Raw genomic sequence first — 20,711 nt, 5'->3', positions numbered from 1 at the left:
CATCGGCAACCTCCTACTTCTCACTGGATGACAGGCGGAAACTATAACTGACCGGCGCCAGCGGTACGCGGTATTTCACCAGTGGCCGTCCGATCGTATTCCAGCCCGTATCGCCACCGACGCCTGACTGGGCTATGTCGATCAGCAGCGAGCCTTCGCCGTGAGGCGCGATATCGGAGGACTTCCAGGTGCCCTGCGGCCGGACGTAAAGATCCTCATAGGGGAAGGCCAGCGCATTGACCGACAGAGGCTGCGCCCCGGTTACCTTGAGGCTGCGCCCCTTATCGTCCGACAGCGACAACCAGCGCACATCGGTTTTATTGCCGCTTTCCTGCGGACGGGCATAGTCGTGATACTGGGCCCGAACCGAACCGCGATATAGCCCAAGCGCCGCGCCGGTATGGCGGTCGCCGTAACTTTCGTGCGGCCCCTTGCCATACCAGCTCAGGTCATCCATCGCCGGATCGAAATTGAAACGCAGGCCGACTCGCAACGGATCAGGCAAATCGTCTTTTTCGGGGGTAAACGCCGCCGTCACATCGACCTGACCGTCGCCCGCCATCCGGTAGGTAATATCAAAGCGACCCCCGCCTTGGCCCAGCGCATAGTTGACCCGGACGAAATCAGCGCCGGTTTCAATGGCGCGCACCCGGCGGTGCTCGGTATAGTCCTTCCAGATGCGGTGGCTTTTCTCAAGGCCGATGCCGACATCATTATCAGTCAGCCCGCGCCAGAAGTTGGGCGCACCCCCATTCAGCAGTTGTTTGCCCGCCTCATCAAAGCGGATCAGGCCCGTTCGGGTATCGACCGTTAACTGATTGCGCGCCGCACTTAAGGAGATAGCATCGGCAGACTTTGCGATTTTTACAGTCCCTGAAACAGGAGCCGCCAGAGGCGCGGCCACCCGCAAGGTGAACTGATTAAAGGCCAGTTCGGTGCCCGCCGGCACGCCTTTGATCGCACCGTCACGGGCGATGGCCCGCACCGTCAGTATGGCCTCGCCGTCATCACCGATTGCGGGCAGGCTAAAGGGGATCGTCTGGCGCTCACCGGCCTTAACCGGCACAGTTGTGAGCACACCACGGGCACTTTCACGGCCATCGATGCGGACATCCCAGCGCAGGTCAAAGCCCGACAGGTCGATGAAATCATAGCGGTTTTCGACGACAATATTGCCGCCTGTGTCGCGTTCAAACGCCACCGGCGCCTGCACCTGACGCAGTTCGTAATATTCCGGATCAGGGGTGCGATCGGCCTTGATAACGCCATCACCGATGACACTGTTGTCGCCGCGTTTGGGGTTAAGATCAAAGCCTGACGCCCAATAGGTGCGGCCTTTGTCATCCTTGGCATAGACATACTGATCGACCCAATCCCAGATGAACCCGCCCTGCAGCTTTTTGTGGGCGCGGATGGTTTGCCAATAGTCTTCAAAATTGCCGAGCGAATTGCCCATAGCATGGGCATATTCGGTCTGGATCATCGGCTGGGTGAACTGCGGATCTTCGGCATAGTCACGCATCCGGTCGATATCGTCATACATGGGCGCATAGATATCGACATAAGCATTGGGCCTATGTTCCTCGGTCAGGGCGCTGTAGCCCAGGAAGGACAACAGGCGGGTCTTGTCATTTTGCCGAACCCATTTGGCGGCGTTTTCAAAATTCGGGCCGACGCCGGTTTCATTGCCCAGCGACCAGAAGATGATGGACGGCGAATTCTTGTCGCGCTCAACCATGCGCGACACCCGATCAAGGTGCGCGACTTTCCAGTGTGGTTTAAAGCCCAACTGGACGCTGGTATCGCCCTTGTCACGGCCCAGAGTCATATATTCGTGGCTCTCGACATTGGCCTCGTCCATGACATAGAGGCCGTATTCGTCGGCCAGATCATAGAGCCGCGGATCGTTCGGATAGTGCGAGGTGCGCAGCGCATTGACATTGGCCTGCTTCATCAGTTCGATATCTGTGCGCATCAACGCTTCTGAGATGACGCGGTAAGTTTTCGGGTCGTGCTCATGGCGGTTGACGCCCTTGATCATCACCCGCTTGCCATTGACCTGCACTTCGCCATTGCGGATTTCGACCGTGCGGAAACCGATCTTGCGTGAGGTGGCTGAAATCAGATTGCCCTTGGCATCTGTGTATTCGATCACCAGACGATAGAGGTTCGGCGTTTCCGCCGACCAGGCTTTGACGCCCTTGATCGTGCCGGTCAGTTTAGCCGGTTTAGTGGTCGAGGCCTTGGCTGTGGTTTTCAGCACCTGAGTGTCGCCGTCATAGACCGTGGCGGTGATCGTCCCCGATCCCTTGACACCGGCCAGTTCGGCCTCCAGGGCAAAGGTGCCGTCGGTGTAGGTTTTATCGAGGGAGGCCGTGACGGTATAATCGCGCAAACGGACTTTAGGCTCAGCATAGAGATAAACGCTGCGCTCGATCCCTGACAGGCGCCAGAAATCCTGATCCTCAAGATAGGAGCCATCGGCATAGCGGTAGATTTCAATCGCGATACTGTTGGTACCGGCTTTCAGGAACTTGGTGACATTAAATTCCGACGGCAGTTTGGAGTCTTCGGAATAGCCGACCTTTTCACCGTTGACCCAGATGTAATAGGCCGCGCCCGCCGCCCCGATATGTAGGAACACATCACGACCGGCCCAGTCGGCGCTGACCTCAAAGCTGCGCTTATACGATCCGACCTCATTGGCGTCATGCGGGATGAAGGGCTCGTTCATCGGGAACGGATATTGGATATTATAGAATTCAGGGGTCCCGAACTTGCCCTGCCCTTGGGCCTGAATCATGCCGGGCACCTGGATCTTATCCCAACCCGTCGTGGCTTCTTTATAGAAATCTTTAGGCCGCGTCTCTACGCCCTTCGAGAACTTGAAATCCCACGTCCCGTCCAGCGAGAGGTAATTGCGCGACGCCGACATATCTCCCGCCAGCGCCAGATCCCGGCGCTCAAAATTAAAGAACGTCGCCTTCATCGGCTCGCGGTTCACCGCCACTACCTCCGGCTGCTCCCATTCGGCGCGCGGCGCCACCTGAGCCAGAGCCGGTGTCGCCAGCACCAGAGCCAGAGCCGTGAGCGCCGTTACAATAGGGCTACGCATAATCAATCCTCCGCGTCGGCGGGCTCTGCGGCCCGCCCGACGATCGTTATTAATTCACAGCACAGGCCGATGACGGCGCCGCGATCAGTTCAACCTCGGCAACCTTGACCGCCTTGCCTGCCGTCAGGGCAAAACGATAGCGGGCATAGGCCCTGGCTTTCAGGTCATAGGTTTTGGTCATATAGGCTTGATCGAACACCTCACCCTTGCGGGTATCAAGCGCGACCCAGCGCTTGCCATCCCAGCCCTCGACACGCCAGGCTGACGGCGGCGTTGATGGGTCGCTCGTGCTGACCGTATAGGCCTTAAGGCATACTGGCGCCGTTCGCTCAAAGGTGGCGCTATCACCGGATTTGGCTGTCCAGACCGTTGAGGATTTACCATCAACCAGTTCGGCTACGCTTGAGATTGTGGTCACGACCGCGCCGTCATAGAGCCACTGCCCCGGCGTTGCACTCATGCTAAAGGCCAGCTTACCCCCCGCCTGCACCTGTGCCTGAGTGACAAATGGTGCCTCCAGCGGCGTTCCATTCAGGGTCACGCCCGCAATATAGGGCAGGCCATCCCCGGCATTATCCGCAACGATTTCCAGAGACTTATCCTCGCCAAGCTGAATGACGCTGCGCACGTGACGCGGACCGTGCAGATAATACCGATCACTGGCCAGCTTGGGGAACAGGCCCAGACGGTTAAAGACATAGTTGGAACTCATCGCACCGGCATCTTCATCGCCGGGATAAGCCGTATCCGTGAAATATTTGAACGTGTCGCGCGCCCAATAGGATGACAGGTCGGCGCGACCGATATTATGGAACAGCCACGGCGTGGAGAACGATGGCTCATTGGTAATATCGATCAGGTGCGAGCTAAGCGCGTGCTGCAAACGCTCATTAAAGCGCACCCGCCCGCCCATAGCCTCGACCATGCCGTCGATATCGTGCAGAATACCGTAAGAATAAACCCAGGCCGTGCCTTCGTAATAGCCGACATTATTGTGAACCTTACCGTCCCAGCCGAGTTTGGCATCGATATCCTGAAACGTGCCATCCGGATAACGCGGCATGAGAAAACCACTGAAGCCATCACTGGTGGTCGCCGGGTTCCAGATCTTTTTCCAATTGGCCGAGCGCGTCATCAGGCGTTCGGCTTCATCAGTCTTACCGACTTTTTTGGCCACCTGAGCAGCGAAATAATCGTTAAGCGCAAACCCAAGCGTCGATGAGCCCGACTTGGCGCGCTGATTATTGGGTTCGGGACTTAAGTCACCAACACCGAAATAGCCGCTTTCCAGATAGCGCGGACGGCGGCGCTCAAACGCATTGAAATGGGTCAGACGATAGGCATCATTCCAGTCAATGCCCTTGGCATCCCGGATCAGGGCCTCACCAATCACATTGTCCGCTTCATCCCCACCCTGGCCCACATGATAGTTCTGGCCACCGATAATGGCCGTGTCCGCTGCCCCCAGCTTGTCATAGGTATGGATCAGCGAATTGATGTTTGACGCATAATCCTTAGGCGACAGGATCGACATCAGCGGGAACAGGGTCCGATAGGTGTCCCACAGGGTATAGTGATCATCCCAGTTGGGTCGCCCCATTTCCTTGGTCGGCTGATCCAGCGAACGATCACGCGGCTGAATCGAGCTATGGTACAGGGCGGTATAAAAGCGGCGGGTTTGGGCTTCATTAAGACCGGACACCTCAATTCTGGACAGGCGTGTGTTCCAAGCCGTTTGCGCATCTTTGCGCACCTGCTCGAAATCCCAGCCCGGAATTTCCTTATCTAGCAGCGCTTCGGCCGTTTCAGCGCTGGTAAACGACACGGCCAGCTTGACCAGAACCAGTTTTTGGGGATCGCCCTTGAAGGTCAGCCATGCCCCCAGACGCTCATCAGGGCCGGTCGCGGCCTGAGTGGCGCCTGCCTTAGTCGCTCCCTTATCGAAAATGCCCCACTTTGTGGGCATCTGACTGACGCGGGCGACAAACCAGATATCAATCAGCGCCGGGTTCCAATAGCCCTTAGCCTTAACGTGACCGACGACTTTACCCTCTTTCGGGTAGAGCTTTACGTCCGCCAGTTCAGAGGCAACCACGCCACCCACTTTACGCGTCACGTCAAAAACGAGTTGCGCCTCGTTACTTTTGGGATAGGTCAGGCGATAAATGGCCGAATAGTGGGCCGGTGTGATCTCCACCCGTGTCGCATAGCGGGCCAGATCGACACTGTAGTAATCGGCGGCCATCGTCACATTGGCCTTGTCCGACAGGTGCGCCGGCTCATCAAATTCGGGCACGCCCACCTGCGGCGACAATAGAAAGGTGCCATAGGTCGTGACCCCGCCGGAGCCTTGGGTATGCAACTGCCCGAAACCGCTGATCTTTTCGACGGGATTATAGCCGGAATTATTGGGATTAAGTGTTTCAGGCGACGGATGGATCGACCCGTTGGGGCGCGCGACACCCGGAATAGTATCGCCTTCGTTGTCATTGCCCAGCCCAATCCGCAGATCCGGCAGGGTGTAAAGCGCCGGTGCCTGCGCGGCCACAGCCACGCTGATAAGAGACAGACTAACTACCCCAGACGCCAGCCATATGGCGCGGTAAAATTGGGTCATGAATGTCCCTTCCTGCTTATGTTTTTTGGCAAAATAAAATATGGCAACGCATGAGCGCCCGCCATTAAAATTTACATCGTCCCCCCCTACTTCCAAAAAGAAAAATGGCGGGCCAGAAAGGAGAAACTGGCCCGCCCAGGGGGAGGAAGCTTTTAGAAAACAGCGCGCGCGGTCAGGGTGACTGTACGGCCGTCATAATCGATCCAGCGCACGAAACGCTCATCGTTCTCATACTCGTAACGCTTCTCGTCGGTGATGTTGTAAGCATCCAGAGAGATGGTCACCGCATCGGTCAGGTTATAAGACGCCGACAGATCAAGCTGACCGCGTTCCTTTACCGAACGAGCACCGCCGGTGTAGGTGCCGTTGGCATTGAGCGGGTAATCGGTGCGGTAGTTGTAAACCGCCCGGATACCGTACTTGGAGGTTTCATAGAACAGGATCGCATTGGCGGCGTGTTTTGAAATCCCTGGGAACGGAGCGATGGCCGGGCTCTTGGATTCCGTATAGGCATAGTTGAAGTTACCGCCGAAGTTACGCCAGAAGCCCGGCAGGAAGTCAAAGTTCTGCTGAATAGCGAACTCGACACCTTCCACAGTCGTGTCCTTGTCAAGGTTATAGGCCCCCGACGCATTGACGTGAACGATACGTGTCGGTGTGCTCAGAGCTGTGGCGGTGCAGTACTGACCGTCCCATGACAATGCGCCAAAGCCCCAGGTCGAACCATCCGACGGACACAGAATGGCCGGATCAGACGTCGCCACGACACGGCCGGTGATGATCTTCTTGAAATAGGCCAGAGAGACCATACCACCCGGGCGATTATACCACTCCAGCGACAGATCGTAAGAGTCGGCCAGATACGGCTGGAGCTTGTTATTACCGATCCGCACACTGGTGTCATAGACGCTGATCGAGGGGGTCGACAGGCCGGCATTCAGGGTCTGCGACGGCGTTATACGGGTGACCGGCGAGAACTGACGCGCCTGCGGACGCACATAGGTCTTATAGTAGGCGCCGCGTAACAGCAGGTCATCGGTAATATCCGCCGCAAAGATGGCGGACGGCAGCCAGTAGTCATAGCTGTTCTCAATGCTCTGCCATTCAAAGTTTGACAGCGAACCGACCGAGTTGGTGAACGGCGTGATGACATCGTAGGAATCGATTGTGTTGTCGGTCGATTCATAACGTGTACCAAAATTACCGCGGACACGATGGCCCAGAACATCCGTATCGAATTTGAACTGGATATAGGCCTGAGATACATCGTTCTGGGTATTATAGTTATAGTCGGCAAAGGCACCGTCGGCATACTGGATATTAAAGCCCGCCGTCGTCAGCCCACCACCGGACGGGGTGTAAGGCGTTACCGGTGTGACCGCCTTAATGAAGCGCTCCGCATCAAACGTGATCCAGTTGGTAGTGATATCGGCATTGCCATTCATGAAATCACCGACGAAGGACGGGGTATAGACCATGTCCGCGGTGATGTTCTGCATCTGAAGACCGTAACCCATATTGCGGAAGCCGCGGGATTGGAACTTGTTCTGCAGCAGTTGAACGCCGCCCTTGATGCTCTTGATCGGGCCGAAGTCCACGAAACGCTCGACATTGACCTGCGCCGAATTGACCGTTTCTTCCGCAAGGGATTCTGAACCACTCAGGCTGAAGTAGTAGACACCACCCGGTTGCAGATATCCGGCAGGATCAGAGGCATTGGCATTAATGCTGTTGGGCGCACCCTGCCAGACCCAGCCAGACGTAAACAGTCTGTTCTGTGGCGACGGCGTGACCGAATAGCTGAAGTCATCCAGATCGCCAAAGCCAGTCGTGATTGTCCCGCTGATGCCATTGCTTCCGCCACCACTGACCGAGTTGGTCTGAAGATTCAGCTCAGTTTCAATCGATGAGTTTTCACCTTTAGACAGGGCAAGCACCCCGTCAATTTTCCATTCTTCGCTCGACCACTCGGCATTAGCGACGATACCGCCGGCTTTCTGATGCTGACCATACTGACGCGTCGAGATCTTGGCCGGGAAGTTGTTATGGGTGACCGTCTCGTAAAGCCAGCGGCCATCCGAAGTCTGCACCGGCGTGCCTGACGGCGTCATGGTGCCCGCCCCCGCCCAGACCGCGTTGATCAGGAAGTGCTGGGTCGTCTTTGGCAGGTCACGATCGGTGTAGTACCCGACAATACCGACCTTGGTGCTGGTGTTTGGCTTCCACTCCATGCCGCCCGAGGCCGTCCACAGGTCGCCTTCGTTGGTACGGGTATACTGACGAATGGCATCCAGCGCATAAACGCCGGTATTGCCTTTTGAACCGGTCGTGCTGGTGTTAAAAGCCGAAGTCCCCAGAACCGTCGCCAGAGGCTGACAGAAGGAACCAGACGTCGGGCAGGCCGAGGCCGAATAGTAGTCCCCATAGGTCGCCGCAAACTGGGCATTGGTCAGGCCCGTCAAGGCCGGGGTCAGACGGCTGTAACCGTTAAAGCGCAGGGTATCGCGGCGGAAATTTTCTTTCCGGTAGGCCACCGTACCAAACACGGCCAGATTTTCACTCAGATGCTTATTGTAACCCAAGGTGAACGCAGGCGCCACAGTGCCACCCAGCTCATTATATTCATAAGCTCCCTTGATCATGCCACCGTCCTTACGGGACAGAGCCGGCGCAATCTGCATGTCAACGTTACCACTCAGGCCGCCGGACGGCGCATTGGCCATCGGAGACTTCTGGATGACAAACGCCGAAAAGATGTCGGAGTTGAAGGCACCCAAGGGCGAGCCCTGATCATTCGCCAGAGACGGCGGTGCGGCGAACGCCACACCATTAATGGTCGTCTGGGCATAGGAGCCAGGCATACCGCGGACGTTGATCGTGGCGTTACGGCCTTCGGCTTCACGGTTGATCTGGACGCCTGGCACACGCTGCAAGGCCTCACCGACGTTAAGGTCTGGGAAACGGCCCAGACCATCCGACGAAATCCCGTCGGTAACTTCGATATTAGCGCGCTTGGCGCGCACAGCGTCGATATAGCTTTTCTTGATGCCGGTGACGACGACCGTATTAATGTCTTCGTCCGCCGGCGCAGCTTCCTGCGCACTGGCCATCACAGGCAATCCGCCCATAATCGTAGCACTTAAAAGCGCCGCTCTCCAAGCAAGGCTGGCATGAGAGTTCACTGGATACACCGCAATTTCCTTTCCTGATTGCACCGGTCTCAGGCCGGTTTTTTCTTTATTAGCCGTCATACCAAAATTGGCACAATAGGTCTGACCAATCAGTTATCAATGGAAAATCGATTAGTCAATTTGTACGACCATATACTCATGTCTAATTTTGACAATGATACAAAAAAGTCACAGACCAATCACAATTGATTGTTTTTGCTTGCTTTTAAATATGAATTTTAAAATACTTATCTTTAAAACATATTTTAGCGCTAACATTTCACACCTTGTGATCACGGCGGATGGTAAGGCCAATACCGCTTGACTTAATGTAAGCCTCAATACACACAGTGTTTAATTGGTAATGCCAATTGGAAAATGGCCTGACTTCCGCAGACAACGGGCTATGCTTTGAAGGAGTCGCGTAAAATGACCTATACGGGAATCGATTTTGAAGAGATGACGCAAACCACCCTGCGCAAGCCCCCGATAGCGTCAGAAGGCCTGTCCGGCACAAATCTTGTGCGCGCCGGCGAACACAATCAGCGCGTCATCCTTCAGGCCATCCGGTCAAACGCCTCTATAACCCGCACCGAACTGACCGCCATCACCGGCCTGACACCGCCCGCCGTGGCCAAGATCACGAATCGATTGCTGGAGGAGCGGCTTATCCAAACCAGCGGAAAGGTGCTGGGCAGCCGGGGCCAGCCCGCCAGCAAGTTTGTCATAAGCCCGCAAGGGGCTTACGCCCTGGGGCTGAATATTGACAGAGATCATACCACTCTGGTGGCGATGGACTTCGGGGGGCAGGTGGTCGATAGTTGCTGCATGGAAGGCCACTTTGCCTTACCGCATGACGTTCTGAGCTTCGTACAGGCACAAATCGACCGGCTGAAACGTGAAAAGCGCTTCAATATGAACCGGCTGGCAGGCATTGGGATTGGCATCCCCGATAAGCTGGGCGACATCCCCCTGCCAAATAAGCCCGCGGGCTATGAAATATGGTCTCAGATCGATGTGTGCGAGTTCTTTTCCGAAGCCCTCGCCCTGCCCGCCTATATCGAAAACGACGCGACGGCGGCCGCCATTGGCGAACTTCATTTTGGTGGGGGCGGCTCTCACCAGAATTTTATGTTCACCCTGATAAGCGCCGGACTTGGGTGCGGCATCATCATCGGTGGCCAGCCCTACAGGGGGGCCGACGGGCGCAGCGGTGAAATTGCCTTTATTGCCCGCGACCTTTTCCAATCCTCCCACCCCGGCATTGTGCAGGATAATCTGTCTCTCTATTCCTTGTATGCGTTTCTGGCTGAGCGCGGCATCAGCGCCTCGACCCCATCAGATATAAAGCCGGACCATCCCGAACATGCTGACGCCATTGAAATATGGTCGAAGCTGGCGGCAGATGAACTCCTGGGGACCGTCGCCGTTTTGAACTGCGCCCTGAATCCTGACTCCCACATTATTGGCGGCCGCCTGCCTGCCGCCGTTATTGAGCGTATCTGCAACCGCCTGAATGAGCAGTTGGCCTTGCGGCTTCCGCAAGCCCCCTCTGTCGCTCAGGTTCGACCGGCCAAAGCCGTAGAGGACGCCGCGCCTATGGGGGCTGCCATGCTGGTGTTTCAGAACCGTTACCTGCCGACCCCGGAAGTGCTGATGAAGACGGAATACGCCTGAGTAATATTTTACCTCGCCTGAACATAGGCGGCGACGCCGTGGGGCGGTAAAGTCACCGCATCTTGCGCTGGCGTGTTATCGAACACCGATTTCCAACGCTCCTTATCGCCCAGAGGCAATGATTTGGGGGCGCCGGTCAGGTTAATCAGCACCCGCGCCTGTGTGCCATCCTTTTCACGGCTAAAGATCAGGTGGTCGTCACCGGCTTTTGAGATCAGGGTAAACTGCCCGTCGGCCAGAACCGGATGGTTTTGCCGGGCTTTATAGAGCGCGCGGTAATATTCCAGAAGGCTGCCTTTGGCGCCGGTTTGCGCCGCGACCGTATGGGTTTGCGCATTGACGGCATAAGGGCGATAGGGTTTGGCCGCGGTGGTAAAGCCATGTCCGGCAGAGCCATCCCATGACATCGGCGCCCGCAGGCCCGGATCGTTATATTTGCCGTTATTACCCATGCCGATTTCTTCGCCATAGTAAGAAAACGGCGTATCGGACGCCAGAATGGAAATCGCCGCCGCCACTCGGTAAGCGCCGTCATTACCGGCAAATTCATGGATCAAACGGTCGCCGACATAGGCGTCATGGCTTTGCAGCACCAGCGGCATCAGCGGGCGCTTTTCGCTTGAGAGCACCGCAACCAGTTTTTCTGACAGGTGGCCGGTTTTGGCGCTGTCCTTGATCTCTTTTTGAGTGCCGAACGCAAACGAATTGGTGCAGGCGTCACCGGCATAAAGGGCGGGCTGTTCCGACGCCTCACAGATCAGATAACGGTTGCCATAGGACTTCACCACCGCGTTTAGCTGTTTCAAAATCTCAAGGTTTTCGGGCTGATCCATATAGGCGGTAGGGCCGTTTTCCACCAGCATGGTCACCGCATCGATACGAAAACCATCGACGCCCTTATTGAGCCAAAACCGGAAATTGTCGGCATGATAGGCCAAAGCCTTGGGATTTTTGAGGTTGAAATCCGGCATCTGGTCATCGAACAGGCCGTAGACATAGCCGCCGCCGACCTTGTTCTGACGCCACGGCCCCCAGGAAAAGCCCTGCCACTTCGGATCGGTATCGGCAAAGATATACCAGTCGCGATAGGGGCTCGATTTTGAGCGCGCCGCATCCAGAAAGATCGGGTTATCACTGGCTGAATGATTGACCACATAATCGATGATGACACCAATGCCGCGCTTATGGGCCTCGCCTACAAAGCGCTCGAAATCGGCCATAGTGCCAAAATCGGGATTGATAGCCCGATAATCTGAAACCGCATAGTTGTGGTCCTTATCAGCCGAGGGATGGATCGGCATCAGCCAGATACCGGTAACGCCCATATCTTTCAGATAATCCAGCCGCGCCGTCAGGCCATTGAAATCACCGATACCGTCGCCGTTGCTGTCCTGATAGGAACGCACAAAGATTTCCATAAAGGTCGCGCGCGTGTTCCAGCCCGCATCTAAGCCGGTGTCTTTGGGCTGGGCCGCAACCGTTGAGACATCGATGGTGGTCACGGGGGCGAGCGCAGCTTCGGCGCTTACAGCCGCAGACAGGCACAGCGCGCCGATACAGGCGGCGAAGGTTTTGAAAGTCATTAGGTGTCTCCCTGTGTTTTGGGGAGCAAACCACACGGCGCATCGCCTGCCTACCATGCGCGCTAATGAATACGTATCCAGCCTTCAATCAAATTTTCGCCCGGCAATTCTGAGCCACATAAGCCCCATGATCGGGCAAACCGGCCACGGCGGCACTGAGGAGTTGGCGGATATTAGCCATATACTCCCCCAGTTTTTCGTCGCTAACCGTCAGGGTCAGAGGCGACGGTGATTTCGGGATAATCCCCTGCCCGATCAGCACCTGCGCCCAGTTGGTGTCGCGGAACAGGTCGGCCTCTTCGATGATCAGGCGACCGTGCTCACGGAAGTAATCGATCTTGTGCGCCAGACTGTCGGGAATCGTCATGGTGCGGCAATGGTTCCAGAATTCGCTGTCGTCGCGCTGCGTCGCCTTATAGTGCAGCACCAGAAAATCACGGATCAGCTCATACTCGTGGGCGGTCAGTCGGTTATATTCAGCGATTTCCAGCGGGCTAAACCCCTTATCCGGAAAGAATTTCAGGAACCGCGTCATGCCCGATTGCACCAGATGAATACTGGTCGATTCCAGCGGCTCCATGAAACCGGACGACAGGCCAAAGGCGACGCAGTTTTTGACCCAACTGGCTTTGCGCCGACCTGTGGTAAAGCTTAAGGTTCTGGGGTCGGCCAAAGCCTTGCCGTCCAGATTAGTCATCAGGATATCGCGCGCCTCATCCTCGGCCATAAAGGCGCTACAGAAGACATGACCATTGCCGATGCGGTGCTGAAGCGGAATGCGCCATTGCCAGCCCGCGCTGTGGGCCGTGGCGCGCGTATAGGGCAGAAGCGTCTGCGTTGACGCGCACGGCACCGCAATCGCACGGTCGCACGGCAATACATGCGTCCAGTCCTCATAGCCGGCCTTGAGCGCGCCTTCGATCAACAGCCCCCGAAAACCGGAACAGTCGATAAACAGATCGCCCTCGACGATGGCCCCATCACTCAGGGTCAGGCTATCTATAAAGCCATCCTCGGCCCGCAGATTAACGCCTGAGACCATGCCTTCGCGCCGCGTGACACCTTGCGCCTCACACACCCGCCGCAGGAACTTGGCCAGCAACCCCGCATCGAAATGCCAGGCATGGGTCAGGCCCGCCATCGGTGCGTTCGGCAGTTGTTTCAGCGGCGCAAACCGGCCCGCTTGGGCTGCCAGATCATTGAGGCTGTAGTCCCACAAGGATCCGCCCCGCCCGGCCAGATGCTCTTTCAGCCAGTATTCGTAAAACGGCACGATGCCCAGATCGCGGCCCGGACTGCCGAAAGCGTGGGTGTAGCGATGGCCTTTACGATGCCAATCGACAAACTCGATCCCCAGCTTATAGGTGCCCTGAACCGCCGCCAGCATCTCATGCTCAGGGATGCCCAGAAAGATAAACAGATTGGCCAGCGGCGGGATGGTCGCTTCGCCCACACCGACCGTGCCGATGTCCTCGGACTCAACCAGCACAATCTCGATCGATCGGTTGACCACACGCGCCAGCATAGCCGCCGACAGCCAGCCCGCTGTACCGCCGCCGACAATTACTACCCGTTTAATCGCCTGATCGTTCATGGGCGGAATCTTCCTTCTCCCTGCGTGCGGGGAGAAGGTGGGCTGACATCAAAGATGGCAGACCGGATGAGGGGCAAACCCCGCACCCGGCGCATTTGATGCTATTCCAAGCCCCTCACCCCACCCTCTCCCCGCACGCAGGGAGAGGGAGTAACAAGTTATCAGAACTTGTAGCTCAGGCCCACCAGATAGGTGGAACCGTACTTCTCTTCCTTGACCACGTTGTTGCCCTTATAGAGATAGAAGGGCTCATTGGTCAGGTTCGAGCCGGACACCGAAATAGCCAGATCCTTGAGCGGGCCATCCTGGAAGGTATAGCTCATCTGGGCATCGACCACGGTTTCCTCACGCACCGTGCGGTTTTGAAGGGCGTTGGTGAAGTCAGGCACTTCGCCGGTAAAGTCGCCGCGGTAACGACTTGAGACCCGCGCCGAGAAGCCGTGCTTTTCGTAATAGACCGTGCTGTTGATGATCTTTTCCGACAGGCCCGGCACCGGAATGACGGCGCTGCCCGACGGGTTGATCTCCGAGTCATTAAAGCTGGCGGTCAGGATGGCACCGAAACCATCCAGTATCGGGTGAATCATCTCACCCGGCACGGACACGGTGAACTCCGCCCCCTTGATCCAGCCGCCTTCACCATTGGCCTGAGCCGAGGTAATGCCGGTACGGTTAGCGTCCGCCAGCGAACAAACCCAGATATTGGTCACCGGATCAAGACGCTGAACCGTGTTATTGGTGCCGGAAACATAGCATTTGCTGGGCAGAGGTGCGCCGGTATAGTCCTTAAGCACCGTGCGGTTATAGATGAACGACGTCAGGTCCTTATAGAACAGGGCCGCCGACACATAGCCCTTACGGCCAAAGTACTTCTCGATCGAAACGTCAAAGGCATTGGCCTTCCACGGACGGATCTGGGCGTTGCCGCCATTGCCCGACCATGCGTAGGCATTGCCGCTGAACAGTACCGGCGCCTCGGTATTCATCTTGGCGTCGTAGGTGGTGCCCGCCGACATATCATCCATGCGCGGCCGCGCCATTGTGGTGCCGGCCCCGACCCGCACCGTCAGGTCTTCGGCGACCTGAAAGTTCAGGTTCAGGCTCGGCAGGGTTTCCATATAGTCGTCGCCATCGGTAACCGTGCGCGCACCGGCATCGCTGAGGAACAGGGATGTGGCTTCCTGCTCTGCCTTTTGTACCTGAATGCCGACATTACCGCTGACCGGAATGCCGAACAGGCTGGTGTCGATATCGCCCTTAAGGAAGACGACATCGATGGTTTCCGACACCGACCAGTCCCGCTTCAGTTCACTGGAATCGGTCGACTGCACCAGAGTAAACAGGCCATCGCGGTACATGCCCAGCGAGTCATAGGAAATCATGCCCGACGTGTTGCCAAGGAAGGACGCATCGGTCGTGCCCAGACGGTATTTCTCCGGCACCACCAGTTGGGCGACTGAGCCTAAGCTCATATAGGCGGCGTAGTCGTCCTTGGACTTGGTATGGTCATTACGGCTGACGCCAAAGGTGACCTTATTGATCGGCCCGGCGCCAACGGTGCGTTCCACCGCCAGTTTGATGATGTCCATCTCATCTTCGACGTGCGGCGCGCGGAAGAAGCCCGCCCGGTTGGTGACCCCGCCCCAGCCGCCCGGATCGGTCAGGTAGATGGTGTTGAAGTCAGAGTAATCGAGGACGCCCGACAGCACATAGGCATTGTTCTCACCGGTATTGCGGAAATTGATGGTGTCAGTAGCCCCGCTGCCTGAAGGCCCGGTACCAGCAGTCGATTCAATGATGATGTCATCGCGTTCGACCTTCTGGGTCGAAATATCGGCGATCAGGCTCCACTGGTCGTTCAGATTGTAGATGGTGTTGAGGCCAAAGGCCTGAACGGTCGACTGGCGCTGGTTGGTGTAGTTTTCAACCACCGTCTTGACGCCGGTAAAGGTGCCTGACGTCACATAGCCATCCGCCGTCGTATAGCCCGGCTGCAGGGCGGCTGATGACCAATAGAGCGGATATTCAAGACGGGCGATGCGTTGAAGTTCTTCAAACTCAGAATAATAAGCATCAAACGTCATGCGCAGGCGGTCATTGGGCCGCCATTCGACCACGGCCATATAGCCATCGCGCTCAAGATTCGACGACTGAACCGCACTTTTCTGACCGCCGGGGATGAACTCACCGGTGGGCAGGGCCGGCAGATCGCCGTCACCCCACGGCTCAAGACGCGTAACCTGATAGGGGGAAGTGGTGCGGGCATAGCCCAGCGCCACACCCAGGGTCTTATTGAAGAACTGATCGATATAGTTGATCGAATAGCGCTCGCCTTCATTGCTCAGGCCCGCGACCGCAGCGTCTTCGGAATTGAACTCCTTGCGCACATTAAGGGCGATAGCTTTTTTACCATAGGCCAGAGGCCGCACGGTTTGCAGATCGGCCGTACCGGCAATGCCCTGCGTGGTCATAGCGGCGTTCGGGGTCTTATAGATCAGCACCTGACTGATCAGTTCGGACGGGAACTGGTCGAACTCGACGGAGCGGTTGTCATTGGTTGAGACCTGCTCACGCCCGTTCAGGGTAGTGACCGTATAGTCAGGGCCAAGGCCACGGATCGACAGGGTCTGGGCGCGGCCATTGGTGCGCTGGGCCGCAATACCGGGCAGGCGCGCGATCGATTCGGCGATCGATTGATCCGGCAGCTTGCCGATGTCTTCGGCAGAGACCACTTCGACGATATTGGAATTGCCCTTCTTGGTGGCAATGGCGTTCTGAATACCCCGACGGATACCGGTGACGACGACTTCGGTGACATCGGAGTCTGCCGCTACGGGTGCCGTTTCCTGTGCAAAGGCGGGTGCGGAAAACCCGCAGGCCACGGTCAGGGCAATGGCACTTACTGCCAGTTTCGCGGCGGGCAGTTTAGCGGCGGGCAGTTTTTTAGATTTACGAAGATGAGGGGATTCAGAGCCTGAGATGTAGAACATGTGAGCCTTCCTGGTTGTTATTATAAAAGCTTTTTCGCAACACAGATGACGACGCACCGCCTCCCGCCCTTGGGCGAAACACTCGGCGGTACCGTAGAAAAATCTGCGTCCCTGTATTTTTATTCTCAGCTTTTTTGAGGCTCTTGCGGCCTCATGCGCATTTATCTACATGCTCGTCGAAAATTTGCAAGCATTTGCAAAATTACAGACAATTTAGGAAACGCTTTGCCATACCCTGTGGCTAACAGGATACAATTATGGCCCATTTTGATGCTTAAATCGTATATTTTGCCCAATTTGTTGCAACGCAGCGCAAATACACGCTTTAAAATTTCTGGAAATTTATTTGCACAATAATGCAAATTTATGCAAATCCATGCAAAATTTCACGCCAGAAATGATGGTTGCGCTAACATTTTCTCAGGGGATAACAGCTTTAACCGCCGCACGACTCACGCACCACCAGTTCGGTGGACAACCGCTCCGAAGGGATATCGGTATTGGACAGGGCGCCGATCAGTTTGGACACCATCAGTCTTCCCGCACGGCCCAGATCCTGAGAGATCGTCGTCAGTGCCGGATGGGTAAAGCTGGAAAGCTGGATATTGTCATAGCCGACGACCGAGACATCCTGCGGCACATTAAGCCCCGCTCGCGTCAGCCCCTTTATGGCGCCAACCGCAATGACATCGGAGGCGGCAAACACGCCATCGATCTTAATACCCTTGGCCAGCAAACCGGCAATGGCGGCCTCACCGGCGGCTATATCGAAGTGCGCCGGCACGACCAGACGCGGATCGAATTCAAGACCATAGTCACTCAGGCCATTAATATAACCCTCATAGCGCTGCTTGATTTCCGGCGCTTCGGTATCGCCCAGAAAGACGATTTTTCGCCGCCCCAGACGCGCCAGATGTGATGTCGCCCGCGCCCCGCCCTGCATATTGTTGGACCCGATCGAACAATAGTCCTGCCCGTTCAGTTCCGCCCCCCAGACGATGAACTTATGCGGGCCTCTGGCCAACTGGTTAAAGCGTTCATGAAAATAGCTCTGGCCCAGAAAAATGACGCCATCGGCGCGGATGTTCTGCATCAGCTTAGACAGGTCATGCTGGTTGCGCGGCGTCAGGTGCGACAGCAACAGATCACAGCCCATATCACGCGCGGCCTCCCCCACCCCTGAGATCAGCTCCAGATAAAACGGATCGTTAAACCGGCCCTCACGGCCCTGAGGCGGCGGAATAACAATGGCAATGGTCGCCTGAATACCGCTTAAGGAAATGGGCAGGTCATGGCCGGAAAAGTAGTGATTTTCGCGCGCGATATCCCAGATGCGCCGCTTGGTCACACGGTTGATCGCCGGTGAATCATTGAGCGCCCGCGATACGGTCGCCACGGACACACCGGCGATTTTGGCCAGATCTTCGAGACGGGTCTTGGTTTTATTCACGAATTTTACGCTCAATACTCAGAGGTGGGGCCGGTTCTTGCCGCTATAGAGTGCCATAGCGTCAGTGGCGTCAAGAACCTTCCGAACCCACCTATAATTACCTATCTGGATTTTGCTGCCACAAAGCGGATGGCCTGCCCACCACCGGGTGCCAGTTTAAGCGTCAGGCGATCGGCGGCTGTCACCGCCTTTTGCTCGATGACATAATGATGGCGGGTCTCGGTGCGGAAATCGGTATCGTCCGCATCACGATAGATCTGGGCGGTATAGGTTCTGCCCGGCTCAAGAAAGCTGAGCGCGACCTCCAGCGTGCGGCCGTCCTCATCAGTGGCCGCTCCCAGATACCAGTCGGCCGAGGCCTTATCCTTACGGACGATGGTAACATAATCACCGACCTCACCATTGAGCACCTTGGTGTCCGCCCAGTCAGTCGGTACGTCCTTGATGAACTGGAACGGCTTCATGTGCTTGCGATAGTTCTCGATCGTGTCCGCCGCCATCTGAATGGGCGAATAGATCACGACATAGAGGGCCAGTTGCCGCGCTACGGTCGATTGCAGGGGCTGGCCCGCACCCTCAAGGCTTAAGACCCCCGGCGTATAGTCCATCGGCCCGGACAACAGACGCGTAAAGACCAGATTGATCTCATGCTCCGGCGGGTTGGGCGGATTACCCCAGGCATTATATTCCATGCCGCGTGCCCCTTCGCGGGCCACCCAGTTGGGGTAGGTACGCCGCAGGCCCGTATCCTTAATCGGCTCATGCGGATTGATGGCGATATGGCGTTTGGCGGCCTCAACGACGACTTTCAGATGGTGGCGCGACATGACCTGACCATCATGCCAGGTGTAGAAAATATTGCCCTCGGCATCGCGGGCCTTGACCCCGCCCGCATCCGCCACATAGCCGGTCTTGATACTGTCGATGCCCAGACGCTGATAGAGATCAAGCGCGGCCTCAAGCTGCGGCTCATAGACGGCGATATTGCCCGCCGTTTCATGGTGACCAACGATGCGGACGCCCTTCTTTTTGGCATAGGCGGCCAAGGCTTCTATATCGAAATCAGGATAAGCTTCGGTGAAACTGAAATCATCGCCATTGGCGAACCAGTCGCCGTCCCAGCCCTTATTCCAGCCTTCGACCAAAACTCCGCGCAGGCCATGCTTTGCGGCAAAATCAATATAGTCTTTGGTTTTTTGAGTGGTGGCGCCATGCTTTGGGCCTGAGCCCCATGTATTGTTATTGAGGTGCATATCCCACCAGATGCCGACATATTTGTACGGCTTGACCCAACTGACGTCGCCCAGCGCATTGGGTTCATTGAGGTTCAGCACCAGATCATTTTCGACCAGCCCCCCGGCGGTATCGGCCATCTGCACGGTGCGCCACGGCGTGTTAAACGGGGCCGTACGGGTAACCTTTGGGCCATCGCCATGCGGCGACAGATTGGCCTTTAAGGTTTGCCCGCTCACCCGGCGCAGCCACATGGCGGAGTAATCCACCAGCGCGGCCTCATGAAACGCCATATGCAGGCCGGAGGCGGTTTTGAGGGTTATAGGCGTATGGGCCTGACTGACCTCATTCAGCGGGGTCTTGTTATAGAGGTATTCATAGCGGTTCCATTCCCCCGCCGGTATCCACCAGGCGGTGGCCGGCTCCGTGACCGAAAATTCGGTCAGTTCCTCAACGATCTTCACCGTCTTTAACTGCGGCTGATCGGGGAACTCATAGCGAAAGCCAAAGCCGTTATCATAAAGCCGGAACACTACCATCAACTGCCGCTTCAGGCCGGTCTTTTCAGTAAAGCCAAGGCGCAACTCGTTATAGTCATTACGCACGAACTGCCGCTCCCCCCACGGCAGTTCCCATGTGTCATCGTGACGGGATTGCGACTGTGAGGTCAGGGCCATATTGCGTTCCAACTTGGGCTGGTCGGCCAGAATGAAGCCGAGCTTCGACGGCGCGATGACCTCCTTGCCGCCCCGATCTATCGCATAGGTGATGTGGCCTTCATTGCCGGTCATGACCCGAACGGCAAGCTGCCCGCCCGGCGATGCGGCGGTGGCGACCTGATCCGCATAGGCGGAAATGGCTATCACCAGACCTATGATCAGGGTGATCACGAATAAAGATGCCGCTTTTGGAAAGCCGGACAGATGTGATGAGAACATGACGTTTCCTGTGTCAGCGCTTGGTGCGCCCTATTTTGACGCGACCATAACCAGCTTTTGCGCAAACGCCGCCTGAATACGTATTCATGGCCATGCTGCGATCTGTGAATACGTATTCGCGTTGCGCAAGCCGTGCCTCAGTGAAATAGGCTTATCCCCAAGATGTCGTCGCAGGCTCTGCGCGTAAGTTGTTGTCCCTGACGCCTTATGTGCTGTGCGCGCCGGCAGTCTCAGTATCAGGTTGATAATCTGGCGGGCGCCGTTAACGTCGGCCAGCCCTTAACCTGCCCTCCGCGAGTGGCGACATTCGCGGGCTCTGTAGTTTGCCGTTCAACCTGTTGGAC

At 56.6% G+C, this 20,711-nt stretch carries 9 protein-coding genes; 1 reads left to right on the top strand and 8 read right to left on the bottom strand.

Annotated features, from left to right (window positions below; genetic code table 11):
* Positions 1 to 13: 13 nt before the first annotated feature.
* The 3 genes from PQU98_RS15200 to PQU98_RS15190 all read right to left on the bottom strand — a co-directional run bounded on the left by PQU98_RS15200 (position 14) and on the right by PQU98_RS15190 (position 8,860).
* The gene (locus PQU98_RS15200) at positions 14 to 3,115 is read right to left on the bottom strand and encodes a glycoside hydrolase family 2 TIM barrel-domain containing protein (RefSeq protein ID WP_272745805.1); all 3,102 of its coding nucleotides are present in this window, start codon (positions 3,113 to 3,115) and stop codon (positions 14 to 16) included.
* Between the two features lie 49 nt (positions 3,116 to 3,164).
* A complete protein-coding gene (locus PQU98_RS15195) occupies positions 3,165 to 5,732 on the bottom strand; it encodes a GH92 family glycosyl hydrolase (protein ID WP_272745804.1) in 2,568 nt (855 codons plus the stop codon).
* Between the two features lie 152 nt (positions 5,733 to 5,884).
* The gene (locus tag PQU98_RS15190; RefSeq protein ID WP_272745803.1) at positions 5,885 to 8,860 is read right to left on the bottom strand and encodes a TonB-dependent receptor; all 2,976 of its coding nucleotides are present in this window, start codon (positions 8,858 to 8,860) and stop codon (positions 5,885 to 5,887) included.
* Between the two features lie 471 nt (positions 8,861 to 9,331).
* Here PQU98_RS15190 and PQU98_RS15185 point away from each other — a divergent pair, with 471 nt between their 5' ends.
* Entirely contained in the window at positions 9,332 to 10,579 is a 1,248-nt protein-coding gene (locus PQU98_RS15185) for an ROK family transcriptional regulator (RefSeq protein ID WP_272745802.1), read from the top strand.
* 8 nt (positions 10,580 to 10,587) lie between these two features.
* Here the strand turns inward: PQU98_RS15185 and PQU98_RS15180 are convergent, their stop codons facing one another.
* The 5 genes from PQU98_RS15180 to PQU98_RS15160 form a co-directional block, all read right to left on the bottom strand.
* On the bottom strand, positions 10,588 to 12,162 hold the full coding sequence (locus PQU98_RS15180; protein ID WP_272745801.1) for an alpha-amylase family glycosyl hydrolase: 1,575 nt from the start codon (positions 12,160 to 12,162) through the stop codon (positions 10,588 to 10,590).
* An 88-nt stretch (positions 12,163 to 12,250) separates the two neighbouring features.
* Positions 12,251 to 13,756 (bottom strand): tryptophan halogenase family protein, encoded by a 1,506-nt coding sequence (locus tag PQU98_RS15175; protein ID WP_272745800.1) that lies wholly within the window; start codon positions 13,754 to 13,756, stop codon positions 12,251 to 12,253.
* Between the two features lie 161 nt (positions 13,757 to 13,917).
* Entirely contained in the window at positions 13,918 to 16,746 is a 2,829-nt protein-coding gene (locus PQU98_RS15170) for a TonB-dependent receptor (protein ID WP_272745799.1), read from the bottom strand.
* Between the two features lie 436 nt (positions 16,747 to 17,182).
* On the bottom strand, positions 17,183 to 18,196 hold the full coding sequence (locus PQU98_RS15165; RefSeq protein WP_272745798.1) for a LacI family DNA-binding transcriptional regulator: 1,014 nt from the start codon (positions 18,194 to 18,196) through the stop codon (positions 17,183 to 17,185).
* 101 nt (positions 18,197 to 18,297) lie between these two features.
* Positions 18,298 to 20,367, bottom strand: a complete 2,070-nt coding sequence (locus tag PQU98_RS15160; RefSeq protein WP_272745797.1) for a glycoside hydrolase family 97 protein — start codon at positions 20,365 to 20,367, stop codon at positions 18,298 to 18,300.
* Positions 20,368 to 20,711: the final 344 nt, after the last annotated feature.

This window comes from Asticcacaulis machinosus (assembly GCF_028550435.1).
Lineage (GTDB): Bacteria > Pseudomonadota > Alphaproteobacteria > Caulobacterales > Caulobacteraceae > Asticcacaulis > Asticcacaulis machinosus.
The sequence above is the reverse complement of the archived record's forward strand: the minus strand, read 5'-3'. Positions and strand labels throughout refer to the sequence as shown.